The sequence below is a fragment of the Corallococcus sp. AB011P genome (genome assembly GCF_003611605.1).
Lineage (GTDB): Bacteria > Myxococcota > Myxococcia > Myxococcales > Myxococcaceae > Corallococcus > Corallococcus coralloides.
In genome coordinates, this window is sequence record NZ_RAVX01000001.1 from 265,593 (window position 1) to 279,258 (window position 13,666).

General features: G+C 69.5%; 15 protein-coding genes. 11 read left to right on the forward strand and 4 right to left on the reverse strand.

Features of this window, described 5'->3' with window-relative positions:
• Positions 1–93 precede the first annotated feature (93 nt).
• The 3 genes from D7X30_RS01130 to D7X30_RS01140 all read left to right on the forward strand — a co-directional run bounded on the left by D7X30_RS01130 (position 94) and on the right by D7X30_RS01140 (position 1,947).
• The gene (locus D7X30_RS01130) at positions 94–582 is read left to right on the forward strand and encodes a biopolymer transporter ExbD (RefSeq protein WP_120560970.1); all 489 of its coding nucleotides are present in this window, start codon (positions 94–96) and stop codon (positions 580–582) included.
• Between the two features lie 18 nt (positions 583–600).
• Positions 601–1,179, forward strand: a complete 579-nt coding sequence (locus D7X30_RS01135) for a biopolymer transporter ExbD (RefSeq protein ID WP_120560971.1) — start codon at positions 601–603, stop codon at positions 1,177–1,179.
• Between the two features lie 108 nt (positions 1,180–1,287).
• Positions 1,288–1,947, forward strand: a complete 660-nt coding sequence (locus D7X30_RS01140; RefSeq protein WP_120560972.1) for an HAD family hydrolase — start codon at positions 1,288–1,290, stop codon at positions 1,945–1,947.
• A gap of 76 nt (positions 1,948–2,023) precedes the next feature.
• Here D7X30_RS01140 and D7X30_RS01145 read toward each other — a convergent pair whose 3' ends face one another.
• Positions 2,024–3,157 (reverse strand): acyl-CoA desaturase, encoded by a 1,134-nt coding sequence (locus D7X30_RS01145; protein ID WP_120560973.1) that lies wholly within the window; start codon positions 3,155–3,157, stop codon positions 2,024–2,026.
• A gap of 355 nt (positions 3,158–3,512) precedes the next feature.
• Between D7X30_RS01145 and D7X30_RS01150 the strand changes: the two genes are divergently transcribed.
• Positions 3,513–3,719, forward strand: coding sequence for a cold-shock protein (locus tag D7X30_RS01150; RefSeq protein ID WP_120547587.1), 207 nt, complete (start codon positions 3,513–3,515; stop codon positions 3,717–3,719).
• Positions 3,720–3,811: 92 nt separating this feature from the next.
• Entirely contained in the window at positions 3,812–4,003 is a 192-nt protein-coding gene (locus D7X30_RS01155; RefSeq protein ID WP_120560974.1) for a hypothetical protein, read from the forward strand.
• A 121-nt stretch (positions 4,004–4,124) separates the two neighbouring features.
• On the opposite strand, the gene D7X30_RS01160 is transcribed toward D7X30_RS01155, so the two are convergent.
• Positions 4,125–4,346: a hypothetical protein gene (locus tag D7X30_RS01160; RefSeq protein WP_120560975.1), complete on the reverse strand. Its 222-nt coding sequence runs from the start codon at positions 4,344–4,346 to the stop codon at positions 4,125–4,127.
• A 211-nt stretch (positions 4,347–4,557) separates the two neighbouring features.
• On the opposite strand from D7X30_RS01160, the gene D7X30_RS01165 reads away from it, so the two are divergent.
• Positions 4,558–7,011, forward strand: a complete 2,454-nt coding sequence (locus tag D7X30_RS01165; RefSeq protein ID WP_370051366.1) for an ATP-binding protein — start codon at positions 4,558–4,560, stop codon at positions 7,009–7,011.
• Between the two features lie 7 nt (positions 7,012–7,018).
• On the opposite strand, the gene D7X30_RS01170 is transcribed toward D7X30_RS01165, so the two are convergent.
• Entirely contained in the window at positions 7,019–7,609 is a 591-nt protein-coding gene (locus D7X30_RS01170; protein ID WP_120560977.1) for a YqaA family protein, read from the reverse strand.
• A 117-nt stretch (positions 7,610–7,726) separates the two neighbouring features.
• Between D7X30_RS01170 and D7X30_RS01175 the strand changes: the two genes are divergently transcribed.
• From D7X30_RS01175 to trxA, 5 genes are all read left to right on the forward strand, one after another.
• Positions 7,727–8,383, forward strand: coding sequence for an LON peptidase substrate-binding domain-containing protein (locus tag D7X30_RS01175; RefSeq protein ID WP_120560978.1), 657 nt, complete (start codon positions 7,727–7,729; stop codon positions 8,381–8,383).
• A 126-nt stretch (positions 8,384–8,509) separates the two neighbouring features.
• Positions 8,510–10,402 (forward strand): NAD(+) synthase, encoded by a 1,893-nt coding sequence (gene nadE / locus D7X30_RS01180; RefSeq protein WP_120560979.1) that lies wholly within the window; start codon positions 8,510–8,512, stop codon positions 10,400–10,402.
• Positions 10,403–10,603: 201 nt separating this feature from the next.
• Positions 10,604–11,749, forward strand: a complete 1,146-nt coding sequence (locus D7X30_RS01185) for a hypothetical protein (protein ID WP_199724140.1) — start codon at positions 10,604–10,606, stop codon at positions 11,747–11,749.
• A 166-nt stretch (positions 11,750–11,915) separates the two neighbouring features.
• On the forward strand, positions 11,916–12,239 hold the full coding sequence (locus D7X30_RS01190; RefSeq protein WP_120560981.1) for an FKBP-type peptidyl-prolyl cis-trans isomerase: 324 nt from the start codon (positions 11,916–11,918) through the stop codon (positions 12,237–12,239).
• 9 nt (positions 12,240–12,248) lie between these two features.
• Positions 12,249–12,632: a thioredoxin gene (trxA, locus tag D7X30_RS01195; protein ID WP_120560982.1), complete on the forward strand. Its 384-nt coding sequence runs from the start codon at positions 12,249–12,251 to the stop codon at positions 12,630–12,632.
• Between the two features lie 36 nt (positions 12,633–12,668).
• On the opposite strand, the gene D7X30_RS01200 is transcribed toward trxA, so the two are convergent.
• Positions 12,669–13,556 (reverse strand): hypothetical protein, encoded by an 888-nt coding sequence (locus D7X30_RS01200; RefSeq protein WP_120560983.1) that lies wholly within the window; start codon positions 13,554–13,556, stop codon positions 12,669–12,671.
• Positions 13,557–13,666 lie beyond the last annotated feature (110 nt).

A 13,666-nucleotide genomic window follows, 5' to 3' on the forward strand; every position in this document is an offset into this window, starting at 1 on the left:
CATGGAGAGCACCGGGAGGCGCGCCAGCCTTCGCAGTCTTCTTGAAACGTCGTTCGTGCGCGAAGAGCGCGGTAGGGTTGGGAGGTAGTCGCCATGGCCGGCGGAATGGACCTGGGCACCGGTGGAAAGGGTGGCAAGAAGCCGCTCGATACCGCCATCAACATGGTGCCCTTCATCGACCTGATGGCAGTGACCATCAGCTTCCTCATCATGACGGCGGTCTGGACCCAGATTGGCCGTCTCCAGGTGTCGCAGGCCGGCGGGGCCTCCACGGACGAGCAGCAGGAGGAGGAGAAGACCAAGACGGTCCAGCTCACCCTCCTGGTGTCACCCACGGAGATGCGCCTCACCGCCGACCAGAGCGCCTTCGACCCCATTCCCCTCACCCGGGATGACAAGGGCCGGCCGGACCTGACCAAGCTGATTGCGCGCTTCAAGGAGTTGAAGGCGCAGCTGCCGGACCAGTCCGCCATCACCCTTCAGACCGAGGACATGGTCCGCTACGAAGACCTGGTCCGCATCATCGACGAGTGCATCGGCTCCGGGCTGCCCCAGGTGTCGGTCTCCGCGGCGATGGGCTAACAGGAGTCACCGAACGCCATGGGCATCAAGATTCCCGGTAAGCGGTACGGCAAGCGGCTGGAGCACTCCAAGGTCTTCGGCCACGGCGGTCACGGCAAGAAGAACGGCAACGCGGACCTGCTCATCACCCCGCTCGTCGACATGTTCGTCATCATCGTGCTCTTCCTCATCGCGAACTTCTCCGCGACGGGCGAGGTGCTGATGATGACCAAGGACATCGTCCTTCCCGAAGCGGTCAACGTGAAGGAAGTGGAGATGCACCCGGTGGTGATGGTGTCCAACGACCAGGTCAGCGTGTCGGGCACCATCGTGGGCCGGGTGGAGGACCTCACCAAGGACGAGTACCTCAACATCCCCGCGCTGGAAGAGAAGCTGCGGGACATGAAGAAGCAGTTCGAGGACCTGCACTCCATGGCCGGCGGTGGCGAAACCTTCAAGGGTGACGTGAACATCCAGGCCAACAAGGACGTCCAGTTCAAGGTCATCAAGCGGGTGATGTTCAGCTGCGCCACGGCCGGCTACAACAACATCAACTTCGCCGTCATCCAGGCCGGTGGCGCCGCGGCCGGTGAGAAGACCGCCGCCGCCACCCACTAGCTTCGCGGCGGATCCCGGCCGGTTCCGGGATCCGCGCTTTACAAAAGACGCCCTGACCCTGCATGGGTCGGGGCGTTCGCGTTTTTGAAAGAAAGGCTCTTTGCCGTCATGCGCCTGCGCGCCGTGCTCTTCGACCTGGATGGGACGCTGGTGGACTCGCTGGGGGACATCGCCACGGCGATGAACCACGCGCTCGGGCAGCACGGCCTGCCGCCGCACCCGGAGGACGCCTACCTGCGCTTCGTGGGGGAGGGCGTGGCGAAGCTCGCGGAGCGGGCCACGGCCAGCGCGCCCCCTGAGCTCCAGGGGCAGGTGCTGGCCACCTACCACGCCTACTACGACGCCCACCTGTTCGACCGGACGTATGCGTACCCGGGCGTGGAGGCCGCGCTCGCGGAGCTGGCGGCGGACGGCGTGCGGCTGGGCGTGCTCAGCAACAAGTCCGACGACTTCGTGAAGCGGCTGGCGGCGCGGCTCCTGCCGGCGGTGCGCTTCACGGCCGTGTACGGCGAGCGGCCGGGCATCCCACGCAAGCCGGACCCCACCGCGGCGCTGGCCCTGTCGGCGGAGCTGGGCGTGGCGCCAGACGCGTGTGGCTTCGTGGGGGACACCTCCGTGGACATGGACACGGCGAAGGCCGCGGGCATGTACGGCGTGGGCGTCACCTGGGGCTTCCGCACGGCGGAGGAGCTGCACGCGCACGGGGCTCGCGCGGTGGTCTCCTCGGCCGGTGAGCTGCTGGCCGCGCTGCGGACCGCGGCCCCCTGAAAAGCGGAAGGGGCCGCCTCCTTCGCGTGAGCGTAAGGAGAACGGCCCCTGGGCTACCGCAAGGTGGCTTCGTGGCTCAGGCGGCCACGGCGAGCTTCGGCTTGGCCGCGTCCTCGACGGAGCCCACCGCGGGCGGACGGCTCAGCAGCTTGAGCATCCGGTAGTGCGACGCCACGGCGCTGCGGAAGGTCTTCGCCTCGATGTAGGGCAGGCCGTGCTCCTCGGCGGTGGCCTTCACGATTTCGCTCAGGGCCGGGTAGTGGATGCTGCACACCTTGGGGAACAGGTGGTGCTCCACCTGGAAGTTGAGGCCGCCCACGTACCAGCTCAGCAGGCGGTTCTTGCGGGCGAAGTTCGCGGTGGTGCGCAGCTGGTGCACCATCCACGCGTCCTCCACCTTGCCGTCCGTGTCCGGCACGGGGAACTCCGCGTCCTCCACCACGTGGGCCAGCTGGAAGACGATGCCCAGGATGAAGCCCGCCGTCATGTGCATGGCCAGCTGCCCCACCACGAACTGCCACCAGGTCACGTCCAGCACCAGCCACGGAATCACCAGCGTCCAGCCGTAGTACACGGCCTTCATCGACAGCAGGCGGGCCCACTCGGCCGGCGCGTGCTTCTTGTCCTTGTAGGGGCCCAGGTCCTTCTGGAAGAAGTACTTGTAGTCCTTGGCGAACACCCAGAAGACGGTGGTCAGCGAGTAGGCCGCGAACGCGTACAGGTGCTGGAAGCGGTGGTACGCCTTCCACTCGCTGTGCGGCGACAGCCGCAGCTGCGGGCTCACCGTCAGGTCCTCGTCCATGCCCTGGATGTTGGTGTAGGTGTGGTGGAGGACGTTGTGGGTGATGCGCCACATGTAGCTGTTCGCGCCAATCAGGTCGAACGCGAGGCCCACCACCGTGTTCGCCCGCGCGTCGTCGCTGTAGGAGCCGTGCACGCCGTCATGGCCGATGCAGAAGCCGATGCCCGCGATGGCCACGCCCATCAGCACCGCCAGCCCCAGCATGCCCCAGGCGTTGAAGTGGCCGCTGAGCAGCAGGCCGTAGACGCCCGCCGTGAAGCCCATGATGGACAGGGCCTTCACGTACATGGCCTTGTTGGCTCGCTGCGAGAGGTTCCGGGTCTCGAAGTACTCGGAGACGCGCCGCTTCAGGTCTTCCGCGAAGGAGGCATCGCGCTGGCCAAAGGTCACACGGGTCGGGTTTGTCACTGGGAGGGACGCCTCACGGGAGGGGACGGCAGGGTGGAGCGGTACGGCGGGCTCCACGATAGGACACGTCCAGGCGGAAGTGTTCGGGGGTAGAAACTATTCCAAAACACCGCCGGGCCCGAAACCTGTTACCCCTGGTTGCCTGGAGCGTCAGCCAGCGGGAAATGTACCGCCCCGAGAAGGCGTTTCACCCCGAGATCGAGGTTGTTACCTTCGTCGGCGTGAGGGAGACCGGGAGTGGTTCCCGGCTCGACTTCATGCCTGTTCAGGGTTAAGGCGCGGTCTTCGCCCCAAAATATGGGGGCGGGCAGTCCGGCGATTTCGCAGGGTTGCCAGTGGGACAAGGAAGCAGATCATGGCAAGTGGTACGGTGAAGTGGTTCAATGATGCGAAGGGCTTTGGTTTCATCACGCAGGACAGCGGTGGTCCGGACGTGTTCTGCCACCACACGGCCATCCAGTCGGACGGCTTCCGCACCCTGGCCGAGGGCCAGAAGGTGGAGTTCGAAGTGAAGAAGGGCCCCAAGGGGCTCCAGGCGGAGAACGTCCGCCCGGTCGGCTGAGCCTACCGGCTCGGCTGCTCTTCACGCATCCACGAGGTCCGGCCTTGACGGGGCCGGGCCTCTTTTTCGGCCAATGTTTTCCAGGAGGTTCCATGCAGGGAAGGTCCACGAAGCGGCAGAAGGAGATGGCGCGCGCGCAGAAGCAGCGCGAGAAGGACGCCAAGAAGGCCGGGCGCAAGACCGAGAAGGACCAGCGTCCGACTCGCGGGCCGGGCGAAGAAGATCCCGACATCGCCGGTATCATCCCGGGCCCGCAGCCGTTGCCCGACGCGTTCAACACCTGAGGCTGATGCAACGACACCGCCCCGGCCCATGAGGGCACCGGGGCGGCGGTGGGCAAGGGGCCGGTGGGCCCCTTTTTCATGTCCGCGCTCGTTCGGGCTCCCGAGCTCCGGAATCGCGTGACTAGCCCATGCCGTATCTCATCCGCTCCTTGTCCTCGGCGCGGTTGTAGGCGGTGGCCGCGGCGATGACGTGGCACACCCAGCCGAGGATGCCGCCCGTGCCCAACCAGAAGCCGGGGGTGATGATGAGCCAGAAGACCCCGCGCAGGATGTCACCGTTGTAGATCTGCCCCACGCCGGGGATGAAGAACGACAGCAGCGCAGCAAGACCGGGACGCGACATGGATTTCGTTCCTCCTTGCCCCTTCCTACGGCCCCCAAGTGTGTCCATTGCATCCCCTGACGGACACCGCCTGCCTGCCGGGCGGGCCTGCTGGCGGATGGGGTGCAACGCACTGCGGTCCCCGCTAGCATGACGCATGTTCCTTCGGCCCTGGTGTCACGGCCTGGAAGGGACGGGGGGAGTCATCATCCAAGGTCGTCCTCAGGCCCGTGTGGCGGCGTTCCCGGTCCGGGGCCTCGTGGAGGTCCTCGCGTTGGCGGCGGTGTACCTGCTGGCCGCGCGGGTGGCGCTGTCGCTGGCCGCGGAGAAGAGCCACATCTGTCCCGTGTGGTTGCCGTCGGGTGTCGCGCTGGGCGGGCTCCTGCTGCTGGGCGTGTCTCGCTGGCCCGCGGTGGCGCTGGGCGCGGGCGCGGTGGCGTACGCCATGGACGTCACGCCGGGCGTGGGGCTGTCCGTCGTGCTGGGCTCCACGCTGGAGGCGGTGCTGCCGGCGCTGCTGTTCCGGCGGATGGAGGGCGCGCGGGAGCTGCACCGCGTGCGCGACGTCGCGTGGCTGGGCGCGGGCGCGGGGCTGGGGGCGCTCGTGGGCGCGGGGCTGGGCACGCTGGGGCTCGTGCTGGGCGGGGTGGTGCCCGCCGCGCAGTGGGGCCCTGCCGGCTGGCTGTGGTGGATGGCGGACCTGCTGGGCATGCTGCTGGTGACGCCGGTGCTGCTCCTGCGCAGGCCTCGGCGCATGGCGCGCTCGTGGGAGGCGCTGCTGCTCACTGCGCTGACGGTGGGGGTGTGCGTGGGCGTCTTCGCCTTCCCGCGGCCGGGCTCCGCCGCGGCGCACGCGATGACGTTCCTGCTCTTTCCGCTGATGGCCTGGGGGGCCCTGGGCTTCGGGCTGCGGGGGGCGGCGCTGTCCTCGCTCTCCATCGCGCTGGCGGCCATCGCCGGCACGGCGCGGGAGCTGGGCCCGTTCTTCACGGTGGACCTGCCGCACCGGGGGCTGGTGGTGCTGCAGCTCTTCATCGGCATCACCGCGCTGACGGGCCTCTTGCTCGCGGCGGCGCGCGCGGAGCGCCGCCAGGCGGTGGAGCTGCTGGAGCTGTTGGCCACCACCGTGCGCGCGGTGCACGAAGGCGTGCTCATCTGCGAGGTGCGCGAGTCGGGCGGCCTTCACACCGTCTTCGTCAACGAGGCCCTGTGCTCGCTGGTGGGCCGGCGGCGCGAGGAGCTCGTCGGCGCGGCGCCCGGGGAGCTGCTGGCGTCCGCCGACGGTGGGGACCGGCAGCGGCTGCTGGAGGCGCTGCGCGAGGAGCGTTCGCTGCGCGCGGAGGTGGCGCTGACGCGGCCGGACGGCACGCGGGTGTGGAGCGAGATACAGCTGTCCCCGGTGCGCGCCAACGGCCAGGCCGTGACGCACTTCGTGGCGACCCACCGCGACGTCACCGCGACGAAGGAGCTGCAGGCACGGCTGGTGGCCGCCGAGCGCGTGGCGGCCGTGGGCACGCTGGCCGCGGGCGTGGGCCATGAAATCAACAACCCGCTGGCCTACCTGGCGCTGAACCTGGAGGCCGCACGCAGGAGCCTCGCGGCGGAAGGGGCGCAGGCCCCGTCAGGCGTGCGCGACGCGCTCTCCAGCGTGCGCGGGGCCCAGGAGGGCGCGGAGCGCATCCGCCTCATCGTCCGGGACCTGCAGGTGTTCAGCCGCGAGGGCGCCCCGGAGCGCGCCCTGGTGGACCTGAACGCGCTGGTGCCGCCCGCGGTGCGCGTGGTGCTGCACGCCCTGCGCGCGCGCGCGCGGCTGGTGGAGGAGTTCGCGCCGGTGCCGCGCGTGCTGGGCAGCGAGGCGCGGTTGGGGCAGGTGCTGCTCAACCTGCTGGTGAACGCCCTGCAGGCCATCCCGGAAGGGGCGCCCGGCCGCCACGAGGTGCGCGTGCGCACCGGCACGGACGCGTCCGGCCACGCGCGCGTGGAGGTGGAGGACACGGGCGGCGGCATCCCGCCGGACGTGCTGCCGCGCATCTTCGACCCGTTCTTCACCACCAAGAACAGCGACGAGGGCACCGGCCTGGGGCTCGCCATCTGTCAGCAGATTGTCCGCGCGCACGGGGGCGACCTGCGCGTGCACAGCGTGCCGGGCCAGGGCGCCACCTTCACGCTGCTCCTGCCGCCCGCGCCCGTGCAGAGCGCGGGCAGCCCGGTGCCGCTGCACGCCGTGGCGCACGTCGCGGAGGAGCCGGAGACGGCGGCCTCCGGACGGCGCGGGCGGGTGCTCATCGTGGACGACGAGCCCCGGCTGGCGCAGTCCATGCGCCTGCTGCTGGAGCCCACCCACGAAGTCGTCACCGTCACGCGCGGCGAGGACGCGCTGGCGAGGGTGGCCGCGGGCGAGTCCTTCGACGTGGTGCTGTGCGACCTTCAGATGCCGGGCATGGACGGCATCGCGGTGTACCGGCGGCTCCATCAGGAGGCGCCCGCGCTGGCGTCGCGGATGGTGTTCATCTCCGGCGGAGCGTCATCGCCGGAGGCTCGCGCGTTCGTGGAGACGGTGGCCCACCGGGTGCTGGAGAAGCCCGTGCGCCCGGACGTGCTGATGTCCACGGTGGAGGAGGTGCTGGAGGGCGCCCCCCCGGAGGTGGCGGCGCGCGGCGCGGTGGGCGGCACGCGCCGCGGTTAGGTGCGCGTCAGACGCGCAGCCACTTGCGGGCGGTGGGGCCGAAGAAGCGCACCACGCTGCCCACCAGGAAGAAGCGCACCGAGCGGCCGATGACGGACGCCACCAGGAACTGCTCCAGCGGCACCGACACCAGGCCGCTGCCGATGGCGACGATCTTGAACGGCGTGGGCAGGATGGAGCACAGCAGCGCCAGCACCCAGAAGTTGCGCCCCAGCAGCTCGCCCACCGTGCCGGACACGCCGAAGCGGTCCACGCGCACGTCCAGGTCGATGTGCAGGAGCTGGGTGATGCCCTCGCCCACGAACGCCCCCAGCCCGTAGCCGATGAGGCCACCCACCAGGCTCGCCAGCGTGCCCAGCAGGCAGTAGCGCACCCACTTCTTCGGCTGGGCGAGCACCATGGGGACCAGCACCGCGAAGGGCGGGATGGGGAAGACGGAACCATCCACCACCGACACCGCCATCATCGTGGCGAGCGCGTGCGGGGTGGACGCGGCGGCCTCCACGCGCAGGTACATCCGGCGGTACCAGGACAGCTTCGGGGCGTCAGCGGCCGGGGCGGCCGGGGAGGACTGGGGGGAAGGCTCGGTAGAGGACATTCGGGGGCGCACCCTAGCGGAACCCGGGGCCCTTGCCACCGGGACCCCGGGCCCGGATGCCTGCCTGATTGGAATGCGCCCCATGCCCCGGGGGCTTACACACGGGGAAGGGTGACCATGACCGCACAAGAAACCGTGGAACGCGCCGCCGGTGCGCTGAGGGTATTTCCCCTGCCGTCGGCGGTCCTGTTCCCGCACACCGTGATTCCCCTCCACATCTTCGAGCCGCGCTACCGGGCGCTGGTGAAGGACGCCCTCGCCACGGACCGGGTGCTGGCCCTGGGCCAGCTAGAGCCGGGATGGGAGGGCAACTACGAGGGCCGTCCGCCGCTGCAGTCCCTGATGTGCGCGGGCGTCATCGTCTGGGACGAACAGGTGGAGGACGGGCGCTACAACATCCTCCTGCAGGGCGTCAGCCGCGTACGGATGGTGAAGGAGCTGTCGCCGGACACGCTCTACCGCCAGGTGCGCGCCCAGGTGCTGGCGGATCCTCACTACACCGGGCCGGAGGAGGAGCAGCTGCGCCAGGCCGTCTTCGAGCTGGCCGGCCGGGTACCGCCCTCGTTCGCGGAGAGCCTGCTGCCGGTGGCCGCGCGCGCCGGTGGGGGCATGCTGGCGGACGTGGTGGCGTCCGCGCTGGTGCCGGAGCCCGGACGGCGGCAGGAGCTGCTGGGCGAACTGGACGTGCGCCGCCGCCTGGAGCAGGTGCTGGTGGACGTGAGCGACCTCTTGAGCCAGTTGCAGCCGGTGCGCCCCAGCGGACCGATGAACTAGCTTCCGGCCCTCCGGGCGGGAGAACTGAACGCACCGGGGCCCGCGGTCGCATCATCCGCTTGCCCTGGCCCCCCCATGCGCGCATTGCTCGGGGCCTCAGGCCTTCTTGAGGGAGAGCGACGCACCATGCGGCTCGTGAAGATTGGCATCGCCAGCGTCAACACCACCGTGGGCGCCTTCCAGGCGAACACCGACCGGGTGCTGGACCTGGCGAGGAAGATGGCTGCGGAGGACGTCACGCTGGGCGTCTTCCCCGAACAGGTCATCGCCGGCTACCCAGCGGAGGACCTGGTCCAGTGGCAGGGCTTCATCGACCACCAGTGGCCGGAGCTGGAGCGCTTCGCGAGGGAGACCGCGGCGCTGCCGCTGGTGAGCATCCTGGGCGTGGGTGTGGCCCACCAGGGCGTGCGCCTCAACTGCGCGGCGGTGGTGGCGGGCGGCAAGGTGCTGGGCCTGGTGCCGAAGGAGAAGCTGCCCACGTACAACGTCTTCTATGAAGGCCGCACCTTCGGCCACGGCCAGCCGGGCATGGCGGAGACGCACCGGGGCGTGCCGCTGGGTGACTACCTCTTCCAGTTCGACTTCGGCACGCTGGCGCCGGAGGTGTGCGAGGACATCTGGAGCGCGGACGGCCCCATGCGCCGGCGCGCGTACTCCGGCGGCGAGCTGGTGGTGAACCTGTCCGCTTCCCCCTTCCGGCTGGGCTTCTGGGAGACGCGCCGAGAGCTCATCGCCACGCGCGCGTCCGACCACCAGGTCACCATCGCCTACGCGAACGCGGTGGGCAGCAACGACGGCCTCATCTTCGACGGCGGCGGCTTCATCAACCAGAACGGCCGCCACGTGCTGGAGACGCCGCGCTTCCAGCAGGGCTTCTCCTCCGCCGTGGTGGACCTGGACCGCACGCTGCGCCTGCGCACGGAGAACACCACCTGGCGCGTGGACCGCGAGGACTGGGTGACGGCCGGTGGCAAGCAGGTGCCCACCCTGGACTGCACGCAGGCGGTGAAGACGCAGCGCCAGAAGCTGACGTTCCCCGTGCCCGCGCACCGCAGCTTCTTCCTGCCCGCGCCGGACACCCGCCGCACCGCGCGCGTGGCGCTGTGCGAGGACATCCTCGACGCGCTGTCCCTGGGCGTGGGCGACTACTTCGAGAAGACGCGCGCCTTCAAGCTGTTCGGCATCGCGCTGTCGGGCGGACGGGACTCGCTGCTCACGCTGCTCATCGCGCACCGGTACGCGAAGCGCGCGCGGCCGGACAACCCGGGCTCGCTCATCCAGGCGTTCTACATGCCCAGCCCGTACTCCAGCCAGCAGACGCGCGACGCGGCGGAGACCATCGCGCGGGAGCTGGGCGTGCCCTTCCAGGTGGTCTCCATCGAGGAGGCCTTCGAGCGGGAGAAGGCCGCCGCCCAGACGATGCTGGGGGACCAGAAGCTCACCCCCATCACCGAGCAGAACATCCAGGCCCGCATCCGCGCCCAGCGCATGTGGAACTGGAGCAACTCCTGCGGTGGCCTGTTCCTGCAGACGGGCAACATGAGCGAGAAGTCCGTGGGCTACACCACCATCGGCGGTGACCTGATGGGCGCGCTCGCGGTCATCGCCAACGTGCCCAAGACGGTGGTGATGTACCTCTTGGACTACCTACAGGAGACCACTGGCTACGAGGGCATCCGCAAGGTGCTGGCCAAGCCCGCGGGGCCGGAGCTGGCGCATGATCAGGTGGGTGAGGAGGAGCTCATGCCCTTCCCCATCCTGGACGCGTGTTTCTACCTGCACGCGGGCGAGAAGCTCACCCCGTTGGAGATGCGCACCGCGCTCACCGCGATGTTCCCGGAGGTGGATGCGGACCGGCTGGGCGGGTACGTGGACCGCTTCGTGCGCCTGTTCCATCAGTCCATCTACAAGTGGGTGCAGGCGCCGCTGTCGCTGCATATCGGCAACCTGGACCTGGACCGCGAGCGCGCATTGCAATTGCCTGTCGTCACCGGTTCGGCCTGGCTGCGCAAGGCGTGACGGATGTCCATGGACGTCTGTCTTTGACGGTGGACGGGGAGGCGTCCGAGCCCTCCGCCCCCGTGAAGTGGCTCTGACGCCACGCCTTCCCCCCTGGAGGGCAAGCGGGCAGGTCAGCTGTCTTTGACCGCCCGCGCAAGGCTTGCCGGATGTCCCTCGCAAGACAACCTTCATGTCAGTCAGTCGACGATGGAGGGTTGGATGAAAGCGAAGATTCTGGCGGGCGCCATCGCGGCGCTCATGTATGGGACGGGCGCGGGTGCGGCGGAGAAGGATTGCCCTCCAGGGCAGACCGCGGTCCCCAAGGACCAGCAGCACAAGGACACGACGGCGCAATCCTCTCAGGGGGGAGTCCAGGAGGAGGACCTCCTCATCGAGGAGGCGCCGGTGGATGAATCGCTTCAGGGCACGGGCGGCAGCGGGTCGCTCGATGAATCCTCGAAGACGAGCAAGAACCCGGGCACCAGCGACCAGGGCCTGAGCAGCTCCAGCGGCACTGGTGGCAGCGGCGTGGTCTACCTGAACACGCCGATGCGCTGCGAGCCGATGAAACCGTCAGGGACGGGCGGCAGTGGCTCCAGCGGCATCACGCCGCAGAGCGAACAGCCCGCGCCGCCTCCCGCGGCGGAGCCTCCCGCTCCTCCTCCGCCTCCGTCCGGCACGAGCAGCGGTGGCATGAGCCAGCGTGACAGCGGGCTGTACGGTCAGGAGGCCACGGGCGGCAGCGGCATCGCCACGCCGCCTCCAGCCCCGAGCTACACGCCCACGGCGTCAGCCAATGAGAACATCCAGCCGCTGGAGGCGGAGAAGAAGAGCAAGAACGACAAGAAGGGCCTGACGCTCCTCATCGGTGGCGGTGTGGAAGGCTACACCGGCGCCCTGGCTCCGCAGCTCTCCCCTGGTCCCTCCGCGGCCGTGACGGCGTCGCTCAAGCCGACGTCCGTGCTGGGGGTCGAGGTCGGCTACTCCGGCGCCTTGAACAACATCAAGGACGCGGGCACCGCGGGCGCGGACAGCGGTCCGGACCTGGTGCGCAACGGTGGCCAGGCGGCCCTGACCGTGGCCGTGACGCCGACGGCGGTCCAGCCCTACCTGCTGGGCGGCATCGGCATCAGCAACTACCACTTCCGCGGCGGTGAGTCGCTTGGCTACAGCGACGACACCGTGGGCAACATCCCGGCGGGCGTGGGCGTGCGCGGCCACTTCGGCCACTTCACCGCGGACCTGCGTGGTTACTACAACTTCCTGTTCGACAAGCAGTTCGCTCCGGACATCTCCCCCGGTGGCGAGGACCTGGGTGGCGGTGGCAGCTACACGACCACGCTGAACGTGGGTGGCACGTTCTGACCTGAAGTCCCTGACAGGAACTGACGGCGGGGTGTCCGGAATCATCCGGAGCCCCGCCGTCACTTTTTATTCCGGTACGGGGAGGGGCATTCAGGGAGGCGGGAGGCTGCGCCCGGCATTAGAGTGCGCACTTTTCCATGGCGGATTCCCGCCTGAGGAGCCTGGCATGAGCTTGGGAGTAGAAGACGTGAAGGTCGGGACCGGGGCGGAAGCGGTCGCTGGCAAGCGGGTGACGGTGCACTACGTGGGCACGCTCACGGACGGCAAGAAGTTCGACAGCAGCCGGGACCGGGGTCAGGGCTTCACCTTCGGGCTGGGCGCGGGCCAGGTCATCCAGGGCTGGGACCAAGGCGTCGCGGGCATGAAGGTGGGCGGCGTCCGCAAGCTCACCATCCCGCCGGAGCTGGGCTACGGCTCGCGCGGCGCGGCCGGTGTGATTCCCCCCAACGCCACCCTCTTGTTCGAGGTGGAGCTGTTGGACGTTCGGTAGGAGGACTTCATGGCGACGCTCGAAATCACGAAGGACAACTTCAAGGAGACGGTGGGCAAGAGCGGTATCGTCATCCTGGACTGGTGGGCGACCTGGTGTGGCCCCTGCCGCGCGTTCGCGCCCATCTTCGAGAGCACCTCCACCAAGCACGCGGACATCGTGTTCGGGAAGATCGACACCGACGCGCAGCCGGAGCTGTCCGGTGCTTTCGAGATCCGCTCCATCCCCACGCTGATGGTGTTCCGGGATGGCATCCTCCTGTTCGAGCAGCCGGGCGCGATGCCGGCGGCGGCGCTGGAGGACCTGCTCCGGCAGGTCCGCGCGCTGAACATGGATGACGTGCGGCGCGAGGTCGAAGCGCAGCGAGCCGCGAAGGAAGCACCCAAGGCCTGAGGTCCCGCCGGGGCCTTCCCGCGTGACGGGGAGGCCCTACGGCGCGGCGACGGTGCAGACGCCGCCGCCGTTGAGGTGCGCCTGATCCACGATGCTCTGGGTGACGAACTCCTGGAGCGTGCGCAGGGCGTAGGCGCCGGGCTGGTAGACGACAGGCTGGCCCTGGGCGTCTCGCAGCTCGCCGCCGTCCAGCCCGCGCAGGTCGAGCAGGTCCTGGGAGGCCAGCCCCTCCGGCGTGATGGCGTGGTTCGCGTCCGCGGTGGCGGAGATGGCCTCGAAGCGCAGCTGCACGCCGCGGTGGGTGCCCAGCCGGTCGTAGAACATGTGCTCGGCGTGGATGGTGACCTCCGCCTCCGCCACGGAGCTCTCCGGCACGACGATGCCCTGGGTGCCGTCCACGCCGTTGATGCAGTCCACCATCCGCGCGTCGACGGGGAAGCCCATGCGGAAGGTGTAGACGCCCAGCGTGGGGTCGCGGTTCTGCGCGCGGCCCTCCACGAAGTAGCTGAAGCCGCGCTCGCGCATCATCGCCAGGTCGTCCGCTGACACGGAAGTGCCCGCCACGGTGCGCGCCTCCGGAGGGCTCACGCGGAAGGCCACGCCGTAGCGCCCCGTCTCCAGGCCCGTGACGCCGGTGAGGGGCACGTCCCCCTTCTGCACGTCCACCAGCAGGTGCTCCGTCGTGGCGTGCACGTCGCCGGCCGCGGAGGTGAGGGTGAAGTCCCCCAGGGCCACCAGGTACTTGGTGAACTGCACGGACCAGCCGTCCTGGAAGAGGTGGTCCGCGTAGCCGCGCTGCGTGCCGTCCCCGCCGCTCAACGACACCCGCACGTCACCCCGAGCCACTGCGTCGCCGCAGCCGGAGGCCGCGAGGCCCAACGAGGCCAGCAGCAGGCCCCGGGTCCACTTGCTTCGTCGGTTCATGCATTCGGTTGGTATTTGTAGCTATGTTGCAAGTCAAGTCTGGGTTGCGATATCCACGGACGGCCGTTGGAGAGGCTGCCCGTGCCGGGTGGGCCCCGAAGGCAGAGGTC